The sequence below is a fragment of the Kitasatospora sp. NPDC127035 genome (assembly GCF_042726075.1).
Taxonomy (GTDB): Bacteria; Actinomycetota; Actinomycetes; order Streptomycetales; family Streptomycetaceae; genus Kitasatospora.
The window spans coordinates 38,628-57,185 of record NZ_JBHXDN010000031.1 but is presented as its reverse complement, the minus strand read 5'-3'; the positions used below and the strand labels follow the sequence as shown (position 1 = coordinate 57,185).

The window sequence follows — 18,558 nt, the reverse complement described above, 5'->3', positions numbered from 1 at the left end:
GTTCTCCGTTGAACTGGGGGTGGTGCCGAGGGAGGGGCGACGGAGGTGCGTTCCGTCAGGACACGGCGGCGGGGGCGTCGAGCTGCGCCGCGTACGGCATGGAGGACTGGGCGCCGAGCCCGGTGACGGCCAGCGAGGCCGCACGGACGGCGCGTTCGGCCGCGGCGAGCAGGTCGGCGCCGCGGGCTAGGGAGTCCGCGAGGGCTCCGCAGAAGGTGTCGCCGGCGCCGACGGTGTCGACGGCGTCCACGACGGGGGCCGGCAGGTGCACGGCGGGGCGGCCCGGCTGTTTGACCAGCGCTCCGTCCGCGCCGAGCGTCACGACGACGGCCCCGCAGGGCAGCGCGGCCCGCTCCAGCAGTTCGCGTGCGCCGTCCGGCCCGGTGGGCCGCTCGGCTCCGAGCAGGGTGGCGAGTTCGCCGAGGTTGGGGACGAGGACGTCGACGGCGGCCAGCACCTCCGGGGCGACCGGCCGGGCCGGGGCCGGATTGAGGACGACCGTGCCGCCCTGCTCCCGGGCCCGCAGTACGGCGGCGGCGGCCACCTCGGCGGTGATCTCGTGCTGGACCAGGACCACCTCCCCCGCGGACCGGGCCAGCCGCTGCGGAAGGTCCGCGACCGACAGTTCGGCGTTCGCGCCCGGGTTGACCACGATGGTGTTCTCACCGGCCCGGTCGACCACGACGGAGGCGATCCCGGTGATGCTCTCCGGCGCCGGGCGCACCGCCTCGACGTCCACGCCCTCGGCGGCGAGCGCCCGCAGGATGGGACCGGCGTCCGCGCCGACCCGGGCGACCAGACGCACCCGTGACCCGAGCCGGGCCGCCGCGACGGCCTGGTTGGCACCCTTGCCGCCGACGCCCTCGACAAATCCCCGTGCGAGCACGGTCTCGCCGGGGCGCGGCAGGTCCTCGACGGTCAGGACGAGGTCGCGGTTGACCGAACCTACGACGGTGATGGGCGGCATCCACACTCCTTGGGAGATCGATCTCCCACACTGTGGACCAGCCCCAGAAAACCGTCAAGTACCCTCGTGCTGCGCATTTCCGCCGGCTCAGACCCACTGAGCACGTCTCCGACCGCGAAGGACCACCCACGTGACAGCGCCCCGACTCCTCGACGTGGCAGCGGCCGCCGGCGTCTCCCGCGCGACCGCCTCACGCGTCCTGGCCGGCACCCCGCGCAACGTCGACGCGGACCTCGTCCGCCGCGTCGAGGAGGCCGCCCGGCGCCTCGGCTACCGCACCAACCACTCCGCCCGGGCGCTGCGGACCGGCACCACGGGCACCGTCGGCGTGGTCGTCCCCTCGCTCGCCAACCCGTACTTCGTCCAGCTCGCCGACGCCCTCGCCCAGCAGGTCCGCGCCGCCGGAGGCCAGTTGGTGGTCTCCGACGCCGCCAACGACACCGCCATCGAGGCCGAGCAGATCGAGACCCTGCTCGGCGGCCGGGTCGACGGCCTGCTCGTCGTCCCCGTCTCCGCCGGCGCGTCCGGGCCCGCCGTCCGGGCCGCCGCCGAACGCGCGCCGGTCGTCCTCTTCGACCGCTGGGCCACGGGCTCCGGCACCGTCGCCGTCACCCTCGACAACGCCGCCGCGATGCGCCTGCTCCTCGACCACCTCGAAAGCCTCGGCCGCCGCCGGATCGCCCTGGTCGCCGCCGACCAGGCGTCCTCCTCCGGCGCGGAACGCCTCGCCGCCTTCACCGAGGCCCGCGGCACCGACGCCACCACCGTGCTGCTGCCCAGCTTCACCACCGACGCCGGCCGCACCGCGGGCCGCCGCATCGCCGAACAGCGCGACCGGATCGACGCCGTCGTCTGCGGCGCGGACGTCCTCGCGGTCGGACTCGTCAGCACGCTGCAGCGCTCGGCGGTCTCCGTGCCCGGGCAGATCGCCGTCACCGGCTTCGACGACACCGAGCTCCTCGAACTCCTCGACCCGCCCATCACCTCCATCCGCCACCCGCTCACCGCGATGGCCGAGCGCGCCCTGACGCTCCTTCAGGCTCCGGCCGGCGAAAGGGAGGAGAGCGTGGAGCGCTTCGCCCCGCAGCTGGTGGTGCGGGCCTCCACGGACGCGGACGCCTGACGGCGGAGGCGGAAACGGCGGCGGCGGCGGAAACGGCGGGCACCAGGGCGCCGGCGGCACGGCGCGGCAGGGCCCGACCCCCACCGCGGTGGCGCCGGGGGGCGGGTGTTCCGACCCCATCGGCACCGATGCACACGCCGGGGTCCGGGGGGACGGGCGCCGCGTCGGCGGCCTCGGCCGCGGAGGGCAGCCCGTCCAGGTACCCGGGAGGCGCGGGCGCGCCACGGTCAAGGAGCGCAGCCGGTCGCTCCCGCGCGGGCCGAACGCCGTGGCCGGGGCGCGGCTCGTCACCGCAGCGGCAGCGGCTCCCAAAAGCCACCTGCGGGCGCCGCTCGGGAGCCCAGGCCCGCGGATCACCGAGGGCCTGGGCGGGCTCAGTCCTCGACCGGGCGGCAGAACCTCTCCCCCGGCCGCCCGGACGACCGCCCGGCGGCCCTCAGCCCGTGGGAGTCCCGACCAGGCGGTCGCCCAGGATGCCGGCCAGGTCCGGGCGGTAGTAGTCCCTGATCGACTCGGCCCAGTCCGACACCGCCACCTGGTCCGTGCTCGTGGGTTCCAGGCCGTCGAACAGCGAGTGGATGTTCGGCAGGGCGAAGCCGATGGCCGTCATGACCCCCACGAAGACCGGTCGCTCGATCAGCCCGTCGCCGTCCGGATCCGCCAGGGTCGAGAGTGCCTCGGAGAACTCCCCGATCGCCTCGTCGAACCGCTCCGGCGCGAGCACGACGGCCTGGAACTCCTCGAAGTCGATCCTGCCGTCACGATTGGCGTCGAGCTCCGTCTCCAGGCTCCCCCAGAAGGCCCGGAACGCACTGAGCATCGCGCCGTGCTTCGCGCCGGCGGCCCCGGGCACCGCCTCGATGACCCGCCCGGCCATCAGCTCGAAGTCGTCGGCTTCGATGAATCCGTTGCCGTCTGCGTCGAACAGGGTGAAAACACACCGAACTCGATCGACTGCTTCTGTCCGCATCGATGTCCCACTTTCCGGAGTCGCGAAGGAAGTCTTCCTCGCGATTCCATCAGGGCGGGCCCGGCGGGCTCCTGCGGATACGGACCGTTCACGCGAAGGAGTGAACGCGCGGCGGCTGCGCCGACGTCTTCGGCAGTGCACCCGCTCCCACCGATCGGGCGCCGGCAGGAACGGGCCGCTCGACGGTGAGCAGCGGCAGGCCGTCCACCGGCAGGGGCGCGGTCCGACCCCGGAGCCGCGGTGGGCTCCTGGGTCGGAGCGTGCTCGCCGGCCGGCGGCCACGGCCGCTGCGACGCCGTGTCCCGACGATCCGGCGAGGCCCGTGCCCGTCAGGCGTCGAAGTCGGTCCCCCGGCCGACCGCCTCCCAGTCCCGGACCTCCTTCTCCGCGGCGTCCAGGTGACCGAGGATCGCGTCGACGGCGTCGTTCCCGAGGGCGAGCCGCAGCGGGGTCCGCTCGTCGTCCAGGGCGGCCAGGATCGCGGCGGCGGCCTTGGCCGGGTCGCCCGGCTGCTTGCCGTCGCTCTCCGGCAGCGCGGTGCGCAGCGGGCCGACCACCGACTCGTACGCGGGGATGGCGGCCGCCTGGGCCAGCGCGCCCGCTCCGGCGAAGGAGGTGCGGAAGGAGCCGGGCTCCACGATCAGCACCTTGATGCCGAACGGCGCGACCTCCTGCGCCAGCGCCTCCGAGAGGCCCTCCAGCGCGAACTTGGTGGCCGAGTAGGCACCCACCCCGGCGAAGGTGAACCGGCCGCCCATGCTGCTCAACTGGACGACCGCGCCCGAGCCCTGGGCCCGCATGTGCGGCAGGACGGCACGGGTCAGCGCGGCCGGTCCGAAGAAGTGAAGCTCCATCAGGTCGCGCAACTCGCGGTCGGTGTACTCCTCCACGGCGCCGATCAGCCCGCGCCCGGCGTTGTTGACCAGGACGTCGATCCGCCCGTACCAGAGCAGGGTGTCCGCCACCACGGCGGCGATGCGGGCCGGGTCGGTGACGTCCAGCCGGACCGGGACGACCCGGTCGGGGTGGGCGGCGACCAGCGCGTCCAGCGTCTCGGGCCGGCGGGCGGCTGCCACCACGGTGTCGCCGGCGGCCAGCGCGGCCTCCGCGATCGCCTGGCCGAAGCCGGAGTTGGCGCCGGTGATCAGCCAGACCCGACCGGCCGCGGTCGTCTCGGGGGTGGTTCCGGTCATGGGGGTGCCTCCGTAAGGCGTGACAGAACTCGGTAGTTGACGGACTCTTTTATGTCAGCCAGGGATCGAAGACGTCCAAGACAGAACCCTGGTCGATCGATAAAGACGCTTTATGATCACCGAGTGGAGTTACGCCAGCTGCGGTACCTGATCGCGATCGCCGACGAGGGCAACCTCGGCCGGGCCGCCGCCCGCCTGTTCGTGAGCCAGCCCGCCCTCTCCTACGCCCTGCGCAGGCTGGAGACCGAGCTGGGGGTCCGTCTCTTCGACCGCCACTCCGGCGGAGTCACCGCCACCGCGGCCGGGCTCGACGTGCTCACCGAGGCCCGCCGCACCGTCACCCAGGCCGAGCGGATCAACGCCGCCGCCGAGCGGCACCGGCGGGCGGCGAGCGGGGTGCTGCGGGTCGGCTTCGAGGCCAGCGGTGCAGGCGAGTTGACCACCCGGGCACGCGCCGAGTTCGCCCGCCGGCACCTGGGCGTCCGGGTCGAGCCGAAGCGCTTCGACTGGGGCCAGGAGGCCGACGCGCTGCGCGACGGCCGGGTGGACGTCGCCTTCGTCTGGCTGCCCGCCGACCTCACGGGGCTTCACCACGAGACCGTCCACACCGAGCCGCGGATCGTCGGGCTGCCCACCGGCCACCGGCTGGCCGGGCGCGCGGGCATATCCGTCCTGGAGGTCAACGACGAACCGCTGATGTGGACCGAGCGCGCACCCCGCGCCTGGGTCGACTGGTGGGCGGTCAACCCCCGCCCGGACGGTTCGACGCCGCGCTGGGGGCCGACCAACGACAACGTCGAGGAGATGCTGGAGCAGGTCGCGGAGGGCGCGGCCGTCTGCTTCGCCCCGGCGAGCCTGGCCCGCTACTACACCCGCCCGGACCTCGCCTGGGTCCCGCTGACCGACGTCGAGCCGCTGCGGGTCGCCCTCGCCTGGCCGGCGGGCGAGGACAACCCGCTCGTCCACGGCTTTGCCGCCGTGGTCCGCGAACTGGCCGGCTGAAACGGCCGACCGCCCGGGGCCGAGAGCCCGGACCCTCGCCCGGGAGGATCAGCCCGGCGCCGCCCGCGAGGCCGACGCCGTCCGCCGCTCGCGCCGGTAGGCCCCGGGCGGGGCGCCGAAGTGCCGCTTGAAGGCCTTCGCGAACGCGAATTCCGAGGTGTAGCCGGCGTTCCCGGCCACGGCGCTCAGCGAGTCGGCCGTCTCACGCAGCGTGCGTGCCGCGACGGCCATCCGCCACGTCGTCAGGTAGCTGAGCGGTGGCTCGCCGACCACCGTGGTGAACCGCCGGGCGAACGCGGCGCGCGACAGCCCGGCCCGGCTCCCCAGCGATTCGACGGTCCACGGATGCGCCGGGTCGTCGTGGATCGCCCTCAGCGCCGGGGCGATCAACGGGTCGTCCAGTGCCGCGGCCCAGCCCCGCGTCCGCTCCCCGGGCAACTCGGCGTACCAGGACCGCAGGATGTAGAGGAGCAGCAGGTCGACGAGCGCCGTGACCACCGCGTCCGAACCCGGCCGCGGCCGGTGGATCTCGGCGCAGAGCTGGTCGACCGCCGAGCGCAGCGCCGGATGGCGACCGGGGCCGGCCGGGAGGTGGACGACCTCCGGGAGGTCGCCGAGCAGCGGATGCGGCCGGTCGATGTCCAGGTGGTAGGCCCCGCACACCAGCACGCTGCGAGCGCCGTCGCCCTCGACGGTGAAACGCCCGATCGGCGAGGAGGTGTCGACGCGCTCGGGTTCGAAGGCGACCGGCTCGCTGGTGACCGCGTCGCAGATGGCGTGACCGGTGCCGCGCCGCAGGAACACGACGTCGCCGGGGCCCAGGGGTGTCGGATCGCCGCCGACCGGCAGGAGGTAGCAGCGCCCTTCGACGACGACGTGAAATCCGGCTCCCGCGACGGGCTGGAAGCGCACACCCCACGGCGCCTGCGCGTCGGTCCGGACCACGGACGGACGCCCGGTGCGCAGGGCCGCGAGCGTGTCGCTGAGTATGTCCATGCGCTCACCCTAAGGCGCTGCGATCGAGCCGATCGGACAGAGAATCGAGACTTCGTGTCATTCACTGTCTCGATCGCGACACGTAGCGTCCTCGCCATGAACAACACATCAGACACCCGGCGTGTCGTCGTCATAGGTGGTACCTCCGGCATCGGATTCGCCGTCGCGCAGGCCGCGGCGGCTGAGGGCGCGGACGTGGTCGTCGCCTCCAGCAGCCGGGACCGGGTCGACCTGGCGGTGAGGAAGCTCGGCGACCCGGCCGAGGGCGTCCTGCTGGACGTCGCCGACGAGGCCGCCCTCGTCGCCTTCTTCGACCGGATCGGCGAGTTCGACCACCTCGTCTACACGGCGGGCGAGCCCCTGCTGCTGAAGCCGCTCGCCGACCTCACCGCCGAGGAGTCCCGAGCGTTCTTCGAGCGCCGCTTCTGGGGCGCCGTGCTCGCCGCGAAGTACGCCACACCGAAGCTCCGTTCCGGCGGCTCGATCACCCTCACCTCCGGCGCCTTCGCCACCCGGCCCGTCCCCGGAGCCTCGCTCGGCGCCGGCATCACCGCCGCCGTCGAGGGCCTGACGCGAGCCCTCGCCCTGGAACTCGCCCCGCTGCGGGTCAACGCGGTCCGCCTCGGCGCGATCCGCACCGAGCTCTGGGACAGCACCGTGCCCGAGCCGGAGGCCTTCCTCCGGGCGCAGGGCAGCGGCCTTCCGGTGCAGCGCGTCGGCAGCCCCGAGGAGGCTGCGGCGGCCTACCTCTACCTCCTGGGCAACGGCTACGCGACCGGCACGGTCCTCACCCTCGACGGCGGCGCCGCCCTGGCCTGACACCGGGCTGCTGTCGGACCGGACCGGCAAGCCCGGTCCGACAGCCTCGGGCGCCACCCCCGGCACGTCGTCCGCCGGAGAAACGGGAGCCACCCGGACAGGGACAGGGCGCGGAATCCACAGGGACCCCCTGCCGGACGATCCACCCGCCCGGCCGCCGCCCACCGACGCACCGCGGACGTCGGACGTCAGACGCCGCGCCGGCCGTGCTCCTGCGCCATCTCCGCGAGGACGGCGTCGAGCGGGGCCGGCGCGACGTTCAGCACCTCCGCGGTGAACGACGCGTCGAGGATGCTGGGGCGGTCGTACAGGTACAGCATCTCCGGGAACTCCGCCATGACCGAATCGGTCCGTCCGATCTCCTCCAACTCGGCCGTCGTCATGTGGGTCAGGTCGGGGCCGGGTACGGCGGCCGTCCGGGCCAGGTGGGCGGCCAGCTCACGGACCGGGGCGTGGGAGGTGGACGGCACGTGCCAGGCCCGGCCCCAGGACCTCTCGTTCCGGGCGGCGGCGATCAGCGTCCGGGCCGCGTCACCGGTGTAGGTCCAGCTGTGCGGGGCGTCGAGATCACCCGGGTACGAGACGGACGCGCCGCTCAGCACCCGCTCCCCCACCATGAGCGTGAACGGCGAGTACGCGCCCGCGCCGAGGAAGTCGCCGGCCCGGACCTCGGTCACCCGCACCCGGCCCGCCTCGTGGGCCGAGAGCGCGTCCTGCCACATCCGGGCCCGGACACGGCCCTTGACGCTGGTGGGCGCCATGGGAAGGTCCTCGGTGACCGGCCCGTCGACGGGTCCGTAGCCGTAGGTGTTCCCGAGCATGACGTAGTCCGCTCCGCCGCGTTCCGCTGCGGTCAGCAACGAGGTCGCCAGCGGTGGGAACTCGGCCGGCCACCGGTCGTAGGCCGGCATCGCGCAGTTAAACAGGGCCGCCGCCCCGCGGGCCAGCCCGCTCAGCCGCGCGGTGTCGGTGGCGTCGGCGGCCACCCGCTCGATCCGGTCGTCCACCGGCCCGCCGCCCCGGCGGGTGACGAGCCGGACCTGCTCGCCCGCGTCCGCCAGCAGCCGTGCGGCGGCCGATCCCGTGGATCCGGCCCCGACGATGACGTACAAGGACACGTGTTCACTCCCTGGTCGAAGTGCTGGGACGGGTCCGCCCCAACGCCCCCACCCTCCGCCACGGTTGATCCGTAAGGTAGTGGCCCGAATGCCAAACATCCGGAGGTTCGGGCCATGCACCGCGTTGCCGTCGTCGCCGTCCCCCCTGCCACCACCTTCGACCTGTCGATCCCGGAACTCGTCCTCGGCGAGACGAGCGTCGACGGCCGCCCCGGCTACCGGGTGCGCGTCTGCACCGCCCGCCCCGGTCCCGTCGTCACCGGCAGCATGCAGGTCACCGTCCTCCACGGGCTGGAGGCCGCCGACGACGCCGACACCGTCATCGTGACCGGCACCGGTGCCCGCGACGACATCGACCCGCGCGTCCTCGCGATGCTGCGCCACGCGTCGGCCGCGGGAAAACGCATCGCCTCGATCTGCACCGGGGCGTTCGTGCTCGCCCGGGCCGGGCTGCTCGACGGCCGCAGCGCCACCACCTACTGGGCCAAGTCCGAGGAGTTCTCCGCCCGCTTCCCCGCCGTCCGGCTGCGGCCCGACGTGCTCTACGTCGAGGACGGCAACGTCCTGACGTCCGCAGGACTGTCGGCCGGCATCGACCTGTGCCTGCACCTGATCCGCTCCGACTACGGCGCCGCGGCGGCCAACGCCGTCGCCAGACTGGTGGTGGCGGCACCGGTGCGGCCCGGTGGGCAGGCGCAGTTCATCGCGACGCCGCTGCCGCCCGAGACGGGCATCTCGCTGGCCGCGACCCGGGCCTGGGCGCTCGACCGCCTGGACGAGCCGCTCACCCGCGCCGACCTCGCCGCTCACGCGAGGACCAGTGTGCGCACGCTGGCCCGCAGGTTCCACGACGAAACGGGTCTGAGCCCGCTGCAGTGGCTCCTCCACCAGCGGGTGATCCGGGCGCAGGAACTCCTGGAGACGACCGACCTGTCGATGGACCAGGTCGCCCGGCTCAGCGGCCTCGCCACCACGGACTCCCTGCGCCGGCACCTGGCGCGACGAACGGGGCTCGCTCCCAGCGCGTACCGGGCCGCGTTCACGCAGCGGTGACCGGCCGCCTGCACGGACCGGCCCGGCACCGATCTCCTCCCCCCGGCCGGTACCACGGCCGGGCCCGGGAACGTACCCTGCCCGGCATGACCACTGAGATTCGTCTTCGGCCCGCAACGAGGGAAGACCTTCCCGTCCTGGACCTACTGAACAACTCCGGTCCGGAAACGGCCTCGGCCTTCGGGTGGTTCGGATGGAACGATCCGGCGCGTCTGACGCGCCGCTGGGAGGAGAACGGGCTGCTGACGCCCGACTCCGGGAACCTCGTGGTGGCCGAGGGCGACGAGGTGCTCGGTCACGTCTCCTGGCACCGCTCCCAGCAGGGCCCGCTCAACCACAGCTGGAACATCGGCGCCGGGATCCTGCCCGAGGCCCGCGGACGCGGCGTCGGGACGACGGCCCAACGACTGCTCGTCCGGTACCTCTTCGCCCACACCCAGGTGAACCGGATCGACGCCAGCACCGATGTGACGAACGCCGCCGAGCAACGTGCGCTGGAGAAGGCGGGTTTCACCCGTGAGGGCATCCTGCGAGGCGCCCACTTCCGGAACGGGCGGTTCCACGACATGGCCCACTACAGCATCCTGCGGCACGAGGTGGCCCTCGACTGACTCTCCGACGCTTCGCCCGTGAGGCGCTGCGCCCGGCGGCGACGGCCCGGCGCGGCCGTGACCTCCCGACCGCGCGGGAGGTCACGACAGAACGGCACTGACGCCTTCCCCTATGGTTCGCCCACGGGTGCTTCACCGGGGCGGAGCCGACCGCCCCGGTCAGGCGGGCGGGCCGGACCAGATCACGTTCTTGCGCTGCGACCCGAGGCCGTGGTCGATCCCGACGGAGAACGGGTCGGCCGCGCCGGCCGGCAGCGCGTACGCGGACACGCCGGTGGCCTGCTCGCCGGGCGCGAGGGAGCCGGGGAGGATCTTCATCCGTGCGCTCCCGTCGATCAGGGTGAAGACGGGACCGCCGTAGGCGTCCCTGACGGAGGGCAGCCCCGCCCCTTCGAGCGAGACGCCCTGGGACCCGGTGTTGACGACGGTGATCGTCACCTGGACGATCTTGGCGTTCTTGGGGGCCTCGAAGACGGTCGTGCTGGGGACGTAGCGCTCCGGCGCGGCCATGGTGACCTTCAGCCCGTCCGGGTACGTGTAGGACTGGCCGAACGACAGACGCCTGGCCCTCTCGTCCGCAGCCGCCTTCTCCCGCTCGGCCGCGATCCGCTGCCGCTCCGCCTCGATCCGCTGCTTCTCGGCCTCGGCCCGTTCCTTCTCCTGCGCCGCCCTCGTCTCGGCGGCCTCGATCGCGGCTTCGGCCCGGACCCGCGCGGCCTCCTCCTCCGCCTTCCGTTCCTGGTTGACCGCCCGGAGCTGTGTCACGACGAACACGCCGGCACCCGTCGAGACCAGCAGACCGGTGATGCCCAGGATCACGCCCGCGAGCGCCGCCGCACGGTTGGTCGCGAGGCCCTTGCGCACCTGCCCCAGGCCGACGGCCCCGAGGATCACGGCGAGCAGGGCCGGCAGCCAGGACAGCCAGAAGAGGATCACGGCCAGGCTCAGCGTGGAACCGACGATCCCGAGCACCATGGCCGCGGTCCCCAGAGAGTTGCGGGGCGGCGGCACCGGCATCGGGTACGGGGCCCAGGGCGGCGGACCCGCCGCCGCGAACGCCGGGGCCCCACCGCGGTCGGTGGCGTCGCCCCGGTCCGGACCCGGCGGAGTCCACGGGTCGTCGCCGGTCGTGTCCTCGACGGGCCGCGGGCCGGTCGTGTCCTCCTCGACGGACCGCGTACCGGTCGCTTCCTCCACGGGCTGCGGGCTGTCGGGCGGGGCGGGAACGGTCATGCGAAATCCTTCACGCACGGGGAGACGAGGAGCGCCTGTCGGCTCCGGGGCCGAAGCCCGGCCCGATCCGGCGACGGCAGCGGCCCGGCGTCCGCACGGCCGTCACCCGGGCAGGCAGAACCGCACGTCAGAGGCTGTCGCGGGACACCGGGAGCACCGGCGGGTGATCAACATACAGGGTCCCGGGAAACAGCCCGCCACCGGCGGCCCGACCGGACTCGGGGCACCGGCCGCGGCAGTCCCCTGTCCGCGTACGGCACCGCTCCGACGGGGGCGGCCCGCGCGGTGGCCGCCCCCCGCGTCCGTCATGCCGAACCCTGCCCGACGACGCGTTCCGGCGCTACCGTCGACGCGGGCCGAGGAGCGCGGGGACGAGCAGCGGGCACCCGCGCGGCATGCCGTCGATCACGGCACGGACAGCGTGGGCGACGACGACCGGGGAGGGCCGACGGCTTCGTGGGACGCGTGGTTGGAGACGTTCGACGAGGTGTACGGCGCGCTGCCGCGGTCCGTGCGAGCGACATGCCCGGGGTGCGGGAGCGCGGCCGGGAGCCTGCACCTGCTGGACCTGACCTCCGACCCGGCGAAGGAGGCAGCGGCTCCTTCTGGTGCGGCGACTGCCGCTACGGGATCGCGCTCCGCCGCTGCCGGATCCCCCGGGGCGCGCAGGTGGTGGGGTACGACACGCCGGAGGCGGAGCTGCCGGGGTCACTGCCGTCGGTACGGCTCGCCCCTCCGGCCTGACCCGGCCGGGCTCCGGCCTCCGGTGCGTGCCGCACGGCGGTCAGCCGAACAGGCCGGTGAGCCTGCGCCACACGGAGGCCGGCAGGACGTCGGGGCTGCCCGCCCGCCCGGCCTCGGCGGCCCGGGGCGTCGCGGGCACCGGCGCCGGGTCGGTCGACGGCCCGCCCGCAGGTGCGGCGGCGGGCGCTCCGCAGGGCCGGGCGGCGGACGGCGGAGCGGGAACGGGTTCGTGGACGCGGACGGCCTCGGCACGCACCAGCGCGCCCATCGCGGCATAGACATCGAACGGCATGACGGATCTCCTGCGGTGTGCGGAGTCGGACGGTGGTCGCGGCAGGCCGGGGCCGGTGCGATCGGCGGCGACACCGCCCACGCGTCCCGGCACCTCCCGGCCGGGCACCGTCAGCAGCGCAGGACCACCTCGCGGACGGGCCCGACGCCTTCACCGGTCCTGGGCCGGGCCGCCCCCGCGTCGGGTCGCCGCGCCGTTCCGTCACCGTGGGCCGCCGCCGTCCCGGTCCGGACGGCCCGGTGGACGACGACGCCCGCCGACACACCCACCCGGTCACGGCGTCGTTCGCTGGGCTCGGAGCAGTTCTCCGGATCGGGCGCGCCGGGCGGCGTCGAAGGGCCACCCTCACCTGCGGGCCGTTCCTGGCCGGCTGCGCAGTGGCCGCTCGCCACGCGCTCCGGGAAGCCGCTGTCGGCTCCCCCGCCGAGCAGCGCGAGCGCGAGTGCGACACCCATCAGCACCACGACCGCGAACCGGGCCGTGGAATGGCCGAGCCGGGTCGTACGCCCCATGGGTCATCCTCCAGGAATCCGCTCCCAGCCAACTCCGGACGGGCCTTGGACCACCCTCCGAAGCGCACCCGCCTCACCCATCAGGGGAGCCGATTCACCCTGACGGCGTACGTCGAGGACGTCTGCCGGTCACTCTCCGTAAAAGCACTCCCGCTGCAGGCCATGCCTGCCTTCTCGTCGCCGGCGCGGAGCCCGGCGCCTGAGCACGACCCGGACCGGGTGCCGGCCGCCCGTTCGTGACCGCGGCTCCGCACCGCCGGCGCATCGCGCGCGGGCCCGGCAGCGCATCGCGCGCGGGCCCGGCGGCGGGAGCGCCGCCGGGCCCGGCCGGGGTGGCGTGCTTCAGCGGCGGCCACCCGGGTCCTGCGGGGTCACAGCCTCCAGACCTGGTCGTTGTAGGACGGCACGCAGTCGTACACGCGGGCGGGGTCGGAGCTGTCCTGCCAGGCGAAGAAGACGAGGCAGCGGTTGTTGTGGGTGTTGCGGATCTGGTAACCCTGGTCGACCTTGTCGAGCTGCCAGACCTGGTCGGCGAACTGGGCGTCGCAGAACGTCTGGAGGGCCGCCGCTCCGTTGTCGGGCGTCTGCCACGGGACGTAGAGGCAGCGGTTGCTGTAGGTGTTGCGGACCTGGTAGCCCTGCGCGACCTTCTCCACCCGCCAGAGCTGGTCGGTGTACTGGGGGTCGCAGAAGCTCTGGCGAGCGTTCGCACCGTCGCCCGGCGTCTGCCACGGGACGTAGAGGCAGTTGCCGTTGTGGACGTTCTTGATGGAGGCGGTGCGCCAGCGCACGCTCCGCACCCAGTCGGCGAGGACGTCGGCGCGGGTGCCGTGGGCGCCGGTGCGGGTCTCGGTGGCCGGGACGCCGAGGCAGCCACCCTGCCAGGAGCGGCTGGTGACGGCGACGAGCTCGCCCTGGCCCCCCGTCTCGCGGATCACGGGCGCGCCGGTGTCCCCGAGGCAGACGGTGGCGTCGGCGGGCGCGGTGGCGGTGAGGTCGATGCCGGCCGCCTCGACGGCGCCCACGCCGAAGGTGGCGGTGTGGGGCGCGGCGGGGGCCCACACGGTCCTGGTGCGCCCGTAGCCGGCGACCTTCAGTCCCTCGCCCGGGACCGGCGCCGCGGTGGCGACCGCGAGCGGGACGACGGCGGTGGCGGGCGAGGCCAGACGGGCCATCACGAGGTCCCGGTCGGCGTGCGGGACCAGCTCGGTCACCTCCGAGGTGTGCCCGCCCGCCCCGTTCAGGTCACCGCGGCCGACGATCGCCGTGGTCCTCTTCTGCGGCGCACCCGCCGGCACCGCGAGCGACTGCGCCGGGTTCTCGGCGAAGCAGCTGGCGGTGGTCAGCACCCAGTACGGGTCGACCAGCGTCCCGGTGCAGGTGCGGTTGCCGACGCCCAGCTTGGCCAGGTACGGCCGGTCCGAGGCGCCGGTGCCCGGCGACGCGGGGCCGGTGGCGGTGATCTCCAGCAGGGTGTGGGCGCGCCCCTGGGGGTCCGCCGCCTCCCCGACCGCGGTCCACAGGTGCCGGTCGACCGTGAAGGAGGTACCGGCACCGTCGACGGACATGGCGACGCTCACGTCGCGCACGCCGTCGCTCTGGATGCCGTGGACCCGCGGGACCTCCAGGCTCAGGTACCCGGTCGCGCCCGTCATGCGGAAGCAGAGGTCGTCCCGGCCGCGCGCCATGATCCGCAGCAGGCCGCCCCCCGGCGCACAGGGCGCCAGCACGATGTTGCCGTTGCCGGCTTTCAACCGCACGCCCCTCTCGGCGAGGATCCGGTCCGCGTCCGGATACGAACCGTCCTCGACGACGAACGGCGCGGCGGCGGTGGGCGTCGCGCCGGCCGGTGTGATGCCGAACGCCCCGTAGAGCAGCGACATCCCGATCGCCGCGCCGGCTGCCACTATTCGAGAAGAAACCCTCATTTCGGGCTCCTCACCCCCCATATCCCTCTGGCTTGAATTCGACTTCCCCGTCATCGGCACGGCGACCGGCGGCGGCCCGGGCGGTGCCGCGCGGATGCGCCGGCACCACGTCCCGGCCGCCGACCTGCCGGGATGACGGGTCATTGATATCACCTCGGCCGCTGAACGAACCCCGACTGTCCGCAATGTGATGGATAGTAAATTATGGGTCGGATGCGTCCATTGTTCTGACAAATTCGACGGAAACCCGCCGCGCGTCGAACGCGTCATGAAATCATTCGCCCCGGGGGGAAGTCGTTCACCCCAATCGGTTTCGTGACGAACTGACTGATTTCGAGGGGATCGAGGGGATTATGCAACAGCAGATACCGCGGGGGCGTCGGAAGGAGTCCCCGCACGCCGGACCGGCGCGCCGCCTTCTGGCGGGCATCGCCGTGCTCGCCCTCGCGGCGGGATCGCTGTCCGCCGCCGCCACCGCGGCGGCGGACACGCCCGCATCACCCGCCCCCGGCCCCCGGGCCCAGGCGGTCGCCGAGTGGAAGTCGGGCGGAAAGGCGGTCCGGGCCGCCGCCGGACAGGCACTCACCGGATCGGACGGCGAGATCGCCGCGTTCCTGGAGACCGGGCGCGCGATCGCGGCCGAGGAGGACGACCGGCTCGCCGTCCTCCACCTGCTCAACGTCAGCGGCCCCGGCGTCCGGGAGGCCGCGCAGGCGGCGCTCGCCGGCACGCCGCAGCAACTGCGTGCCTTCCTGACGACCGGCTGGACGGCGCCGTTCACGGAGGACCGCAAGGTCGGCATCCTGCGGGCCATGAACACCGGCGGGACCGCCGTGAAGGAGGCCGGCCAGCTGGCTCTCGACGACGGCTCCCCGGAGGCGGCGGCCCGGTTCTTCGCCACCGACCTGCAGAAGGCGCAGGAGGAGGACGACCGGGTCCGCGTCCTGCGGCTTCTGAACGTCGGCGGCCCCCAGCTGAGGAAGGCCGCCAGCGCCGCCCTGGACGCCGGCCCCGCAGAGGTCCGGGAGTTCCTGCGCGAGGGCCAGAACGCCGCCCGCGCCCAGGACCAGGAGGCCATGACGGTCGGACAGCTCGTCGAGGCGGCCCGCCAGGCGGGCGCCGAGGCCGCCAAGGAGACCGCGTCGGCCAAGGAGGCCTCGGGCCGCGCCGTGGACTCCGCACGCCTCGCCAAGGAGGCGGCCCAGCGGGCCGCCGCCGAAACCGCCGCCGCCCAGGGATCGGCCCAGAAGGCGACGGCGGCCGCGAGCCGGGCCGCGGACGCCGCCGAGAGCGCGGCCACCGCCGCCCGCACCGCGATCACCGCAGCCAACGCGGCCAGCAGTGCGGCCCGCACCGCGGCCTCCGCGGCCTCCGCCGCCGCAGCCGCGTCGGCCGCGGCGGGCCGGGCCGCCGCCCGTGCCTACCAGGCCGCGTCCGCCGCGGCCCAGGACCAGAACCAGGCCGCCGCCGCCCGCGCGGCCGCGCAGACCGCCCGCGACGCCGCCGTCGGCGCCGGCAACGCGGCCCAGTCCGTCTTCCAGGCCATCGGCGCCCTCAACGAGGCACTGACCGCCGTCGGCGAAGCACTCGACGCCGGCTCCCACGCTGCCGCCGCCGCCACCGCCGCCACCGCCGCCGGCGGCAACAGCGCGGTCGCCCAGGCCCAGGCGAACCGCGCGAACGCCGCCGCCGCCAAGGCCCGGCGCCTGTCCGCCACCGCAACCGCGGCCTCCAACACCGCCAAGGCGATGGCCGGCCGGGCCCTGACCGCCGCCCAGCAGGCCCGCACCGCCGCCAACGAGTCCGCGGCGCACGCCAACGCCGCCGCCCGGGCCGCCCAGGACGCGGCCGACCACGCCGGCCAGGCCGGCAACTGGGCCAACCTCGCCACCGAGCACGCCAACGCCGCCGTCCAGGCCGCCGAGAAGGCCACCACCGCCGCGAACCAGGCCGACCAGGTCGAACAGACGGCCCGCCAGGCCGAGACCGTCGCCCTGGAGAGCGACCGCGACCTGTCCGTCCAGTACGCGGAGGAACAGAAGCAGCAGTACGTCGAGCAGCAGTCCGCGCAGGCCACCGAGCGCGCCGAGTCACTGCGCCAGGACGAGGAGACCAAGCAGCTCCTCGCCGAGGCCACCGCCCCCGCGGCACCCACCGAGACCGTCCTCGTCAAGGGCCGCAAGGCGGCCCTGCGTCTGCTGGAGACCGGCTCGCCGTGGACCGAGCGTGCCGCCGAGGCGGCCCTGGCCGGCACCGAGACCGACGTCCGGCAGTGGCTCGCCGGCGGTCGGAGCACCGCGGCCGCCCAGGACGACTACACCAAGATCGCCGCCCTCGCGGCGAGCGGCACCCCCGCGCTCAAGACGGCAGCCCTCGCCGCGCTGGACACCGGCCCCGGCGAGCAGGCGGCCTTCCTGGAGACCGGCCGGCACACCGTCCTGACCGACGACTACCGCGTCCAGATCCTCGCCCTGATGAACAGCGGCGGAAAGGCCGTCAAGGAAGCCGGATCGGCCGCCCTGGACGCCAACTCCACCGAGGCGTTCCGCGTCTTCCTCGCCACCGGCCAGCACCTGGCCCGCGAGGAGGACGACAAGGTCGAGGCGCTCAGGCTCTCGGCCACCGCCGGACCGCGCGTCAGGGCCGCGGCCCAGGTCGCCCTCGCCGGCCCCGCCCCTCTCCTGCGCGACTTCGTCGCCGAGGTCCAGCACAAGGCCGCCACCCGCGACCAGGACGACGCCGTCCACGTCGCCGGCATCCGGCGCCTGGTCGCCGAGGGCAAGGCCCTCGCCGCCACCGCCACCCAGAACGCGGCCCAGGCCGCCGAGGCCGCCGCCACCGCCAGGGGCGCCGCCACCGAGGCCACCGGCTACGCGGCCCAGGCCGCCGCCTCCGCGCACACCGCACAGCAGGCGGCCGACCAGGCCTCCGACGCGGCCAGGTCCGCCGACGCCTCCGCGCGCCAGGCCGCCGAATCGGCCACCCGGGCCAGGAACGCGGCCGCGTCGGCGAACAGCTCGGCCGCCCAGGCGACCCGGTCCGCCCACCGCGCCGCGAACTCCGCCGCCACCGCCGCGGCCTCCGCCCGCGCCGCCTACGACTCGTCGTCGCGCGCGTACGCCTCCGCCGTGGCCGCGGGCAAGAGCGCCGGCGAGGCCCTGACCCTGGCCGGCGAGGCCTTCGGCCACGCCATCACGCTCGCCCAGCAGGAGGCCAAGGCCAACGCCACCGCGCCCACCTCACCGGGCACCCCCGGCGACCCGGGCACCGGCCCGGGCGACGAGTTCGAGCCGGCGCACCCGGAAGAGCCGATGGACCTCGAAGGCGGGCTGTCCGCCGCCGACGCCGCCACCCTGGCCCTCGACATCATCGGCATCTTCGACCCCACACCGATCAGTGACGGCGCCTCGGGCCTCCTCAGCCTCTTCCGCGGCGACCTCGCGGGTGCCGGCCTGTCCGCGGTCGCGATCATCCCGTTCGCCGGTGACCTCTCCAAGCCGGCCAAGATCGCGAAACTCCTGGGGAAGAACAGCCACATCGCGAAGCGGGCCACCGACCTGGAATGGGTGAAGTGGGCCGCACAGAGCCTCAAACACGTCTCACCGGCCAAGCTCGGCGACGGCGTGGCCACGCTCAACACACTCGCCCGCGACGCCAAGAAGGGATACACCGCGAATTCCCGGTCCGCCGCCATCAGGCACAACCTGCCCACCGACCTCGAAGGGCCCGTGCCCTTCGTTCCGCCGAAGGGCTGGATGGGAAAGCCCGAAAGGGGCGGCGGCTTCAGGGACGCCTACGGAAATCTCTGGAAGAAGGCGGACGACGGGAAGGACGAATGGGATGTCCAGGTGAAGAAGGGAACGAAGTTCTCCATCTTCTCCAGCGGTAAGAACCAGGGCAAGGATTTCGAACACGCCAACATCTCCCCTGACGGCTACGTCACGCACTGAGACGAAACCCGCCCGCCGCCACCGGCCCCGGCACCCCCGCCGGGCCG

Annotated in this window: 15 protein-coding genes; 6 read left to right on the top strand and 9 right to left on the bottom strand. The window is 74.4% G+C overall.

Annotation, left to right across the window (positions count from 1 at the left end; translation table 11 throughout):
* Positions 1-55: 55 nt before the first annotated feature.
* Positions 56-967 (bottom strand): ribokinase, encoded by a 912-nt coding sequence (locus tag ACFWIC_RS21700; RefSeq protein WP_329875909.1) that lies wholly within the window; start codon positions 965-967, stop codon positions 56-58.
* Positions 968-1,097: 130 nt separating this feature from the next.
* Between ACFWIC_RS21700 and ACFWIC_RS21695 the strand changes: the two genes are divergently transcribed.
* On the top strand, positions 1,098-2,090 hold the full coding sequence (locus tag ACFWIC_RS21695) for a LacI family DNA-binding transcriptional regulator (protein ID WP_329949939.1): 993 nt from the start codon (positions 1,098-1,100) through the stop codon (positions 2,088-2,090).
* Positions 2,091-2,526: 436 nt separating this feature from the next.
* Here ACFWIC_RS21695 and ACFWIC_RS21690 read toward each other — a convergent pair whose 3' ends face one another.
* Together ACFWIC_RS21690 and ACFWIC_RS21685 are read right to left on the bottom strand one after the other, a co-directional pair.
* Complete coding sequence (locus ACFWIC_RS21690; RefSeq protein WP_380519786.1) at positions 2,527-3,060, bottom strand: EF-hand domain-containing protein; 534 nt, start codon at positions 3,058-3,060, stop codon at positions 2,527-2,529.
* A gap of 329 nt (positions 3,061-3,389) precedes the next feature.
* Positions 3,390-4,253, bottom strand: coding sequence for an oxidoreductase (locus ACFWIC_RS21685; RefSeq protein WP_329949938.1), 864 nt, complete (start codon positions 4,251-4,253; stop codon positions 3,390-3,392).
* Positions 4,254-4,376: 123 nt separating this feature from the next.
* Here ACFWIC_RS21685 and ACFWIC_RS21680 point away from each other — a divergent pair, with 123 nt between their 5' ends.
* Positions 4,377-5,255, top strand: a complete 879-nt coding sequence (locus tag ACFWIC_RS21680; RefSeq protein ID WP_329949937.1) for a LysR family transcriptional regulator — start codon at positions 4,377-4,379, stop codon at positions 5,253-5,255.
* A 48-nt stretch (positions 5,256-5,303) separates the two neighbouring features.
* Here ACFWIC_RS21680 and ACFWIC_RS21675 read toward each other — a convergent pair whose 3' ends face one another.
* Entirely contained in the window at positions 5,304-6,251 is a 948-nt protein-coding gene (locus ACFWIC_RS21675) for an AraC family transcriptional regulator (protein ID WP_380357841.1), read from the bottom strand.
* 96 nt (positions 6,252-6,347) lie between these two features.
* Between ACFWIC_RS21675 and ACFWIC_RS21670 the strand changes: the two genes are divergently transcribed.
* Positions 6,348-7,070, top strand: a complete 723-nt coding sequence (locus ACFWIC_RS21670; RefSeq protein ID WP_380519785.1) for an SDR family oxidoreductase — start codon at positions 6,348-6,350, stop codon at positions 7,068-7,070.
* Between the two features lie 188 nt (positions 7,071-7,258).
* On the opposite strand, the gene ACFWIC_RS21665 is transcribed toward ACFWIC_RS21670, so the two are convergent.
* Positions 7,259-8,188: an NAD-dependent epimerase/dehydratase family protein gene (locus ACFWIC_RS21665; protein WP_380519784.1), complete on the bottom strand. Its 930-nt coding sequence runs from the start codon at positions 8,186-8,188 to the stop codon at positions 7,259-7,261.
* A 114-nt stretch (positions 8,189-8,302) separates the two neighbouring features.
* On the opposite strand from ACFWIC_RS21665, the gene ACFWIC_RS21660 reads away from it, so the two are divergent.
* Both ACFWIC_RS21660 and ACFWIC_RS21655 read left to right on the top strand, forming a co-directional pair.
* On the top strand, positions 8,303-9,241 hold the full coding sequence (locus ACFWIC_RS21660) for a GlxA family transcriptional regulator (RefSeq protein WP_380519783.1): 939 nt from the start codon (positions 8,303-8,305) through the stop codon (positions 9,239-9,241).
* An 86-nt stretch (positions 9,242-9,327) separates the two neighbouring features.
* Positions 9,328-9,852, top strand: coding sequence for a GNAT family N-acetyltransferase (locus ACFWIC_RS21655; protein WP_380357854.1), 525 nt, complete (start codon positions 9,328-9,330; stop codon positions 9,850-9,852).
* A gap of 159 nt (positions 9,853-10,011) precedes the next feature.
* Here ACFWIC_RS21655 and ACFWIC_RS21650 read toward each other — a convergent pair whose 3' ends face one another.
* The 4 genes from ACFWIC_RS21650 to ACFWIC_RS21635 form a co-directional block, all read right to left on the bottom strand.
* The gene (locus ACFWIC_RS21650; RefSeq protein WP_380519782.1) at positions 10,012-11,085 is read right to left on the bottom strand and encodes a hypothetical protein; all 1,074 of its coding nucleotides are present in this window, start codon (positions 11,083-11,085) and stop codon (positions 10,012-10,014) included.
* A 784-nt stretch (positions 11,086-11,869) separates the two neighbouring features.
* Positions 11,870-12,121, bottom strand: coding sequence for a hypothetical protein (locus tag ACFWIC_RS21645; protein ID WP_380357860.1), 252 nt, complete (start codon positions 12,119-12,121; stop codon positions 11,870-11,872).
* A 110-nt stretch (positions 12,122-12,231) separates the two neighbouring features.
* Positions 12,232-12,633, bottom strand: coding sequence for a hypothetical protein (locus ACFWIC_RS21640; RefSeq protein WP_380519781.1), 402 nt, complete (start codon positions 12,631-12,633; stop codon positions 12,232-12,234).
* Positions 12,634-13,004: 371 nt separating this feature from the next.
* The gene (locus tag ACFWIC_RS21635) at positions 13,005-14,540 is read right to left on the bottom strand and encodes a trypsin-like serine protease (RefSeq protein WP_329875885.1); all 1,536 of its coding nucleotides are present in this window, start codon (positions 14,538-14,540) and stop codon (positions 13,005-13,007) included.
* Between the two features lie 374 nt (positions 14,541-14,914).
* On the opposite strand from ACFWIC_RS21635, the gene ACFWIC_RS21630 reads away from it, so the two are divergent.
* The gene (locus tag ACFWIC_RS21630) at positions 14,915-18,511 is read left to right on the top strand and encodes a hypothetical protein (RefSeq protein ID WP_380519780.1); all 3,597 of its coding nucleotides are present in this window, start codon (positions 14,915-14,917) and stop codon (positions 18,509-18,511) included.
* Positions 18,512-18,558: the final 47 nt, after the last annotated feature.

Bases quoted from the DNA above. Each gene is read 5' to 3' on its own strand.
- ACFWIC_RS21690 (WP_380519786.1), bottom strand. From the start codon at position 3,060: ATGCGGACAGAAGCAGTCGATCGAGTTCGGTGTGTTTTCACCCTGTTC.
- ACFWIC_RS21650 (WP_380519782.1), bottom strand. From the start codon at position 11,085: ATGACCGTTCCCGCCCCGCCCGACAGCCCGCAGCCCGTGGAGGAAGCG.
- ACFWIC_RS21670 (WP_380519785.1), top strand. From the start codon at position 6,348: ATGAACAACACATCAGACACCCGGCGTGTCGTCGTCATAGGTGGTACC.
- ACFWIC_RS21630 (WP_380519780.1), top strand. From the start codon at position 14,915: ATGCAACAGCAGATACCGCGGGGGCGTCGGAAGGAGTCCCCGCACGCC.
- ACFWIC_RS21660 (WP_380519783.1), top strand. From the start codon at position 8,303: ATGCACCGCGTTGCCGTCGTCGCCGTCCCCCCTGCCACCACCTTCGAC.
- ACFWIC_RS21645 (WP_380357860.1), bottom strand. From the start codon at position 12,121: ATGCCGTTCGATGTCTATGCCGCGATGGGCGCGCTGGTGCGTGCCGAG.
- ACFWIC_RS21685 (WP_329949938.1), bottom strand. From the start codon at position 4,253: ATGACCGGAACCACCCCCGAGACGACCGCGGCCGGTCGGGTCTGGCTG.
- ACFWIC_RS21640 (WP_380519781.1), bottom strand. From the start codon at position 12,633: ATGGGGCGTACGACCCGGCTCGGCCATTCCACGGCCCGGTTCGCGGTC.
- ACFWIC_RS21700 (WP_329875909.1), bottom strand. From the start codon at position 967: ATGCCGCCCATCACCGTCGTAGGTTCGGTCAACCGCGACCTCGTCCTG.
- ACFWIC_RS21675 (WP_380357841.1), bottom strand. From the start codon at position 6,251: ATGGACATACTCAGCGACACGCTCGCGGCCCTGCGCACCGGGCGTCCG.
- ACFWIC_RS21655 (WP_380357854.1), top strand. From the start codon at position 9,328: ATGACCACTGAGATTCGTCTTCGGCCCGCAACGAGGGAAGACCTTCCC.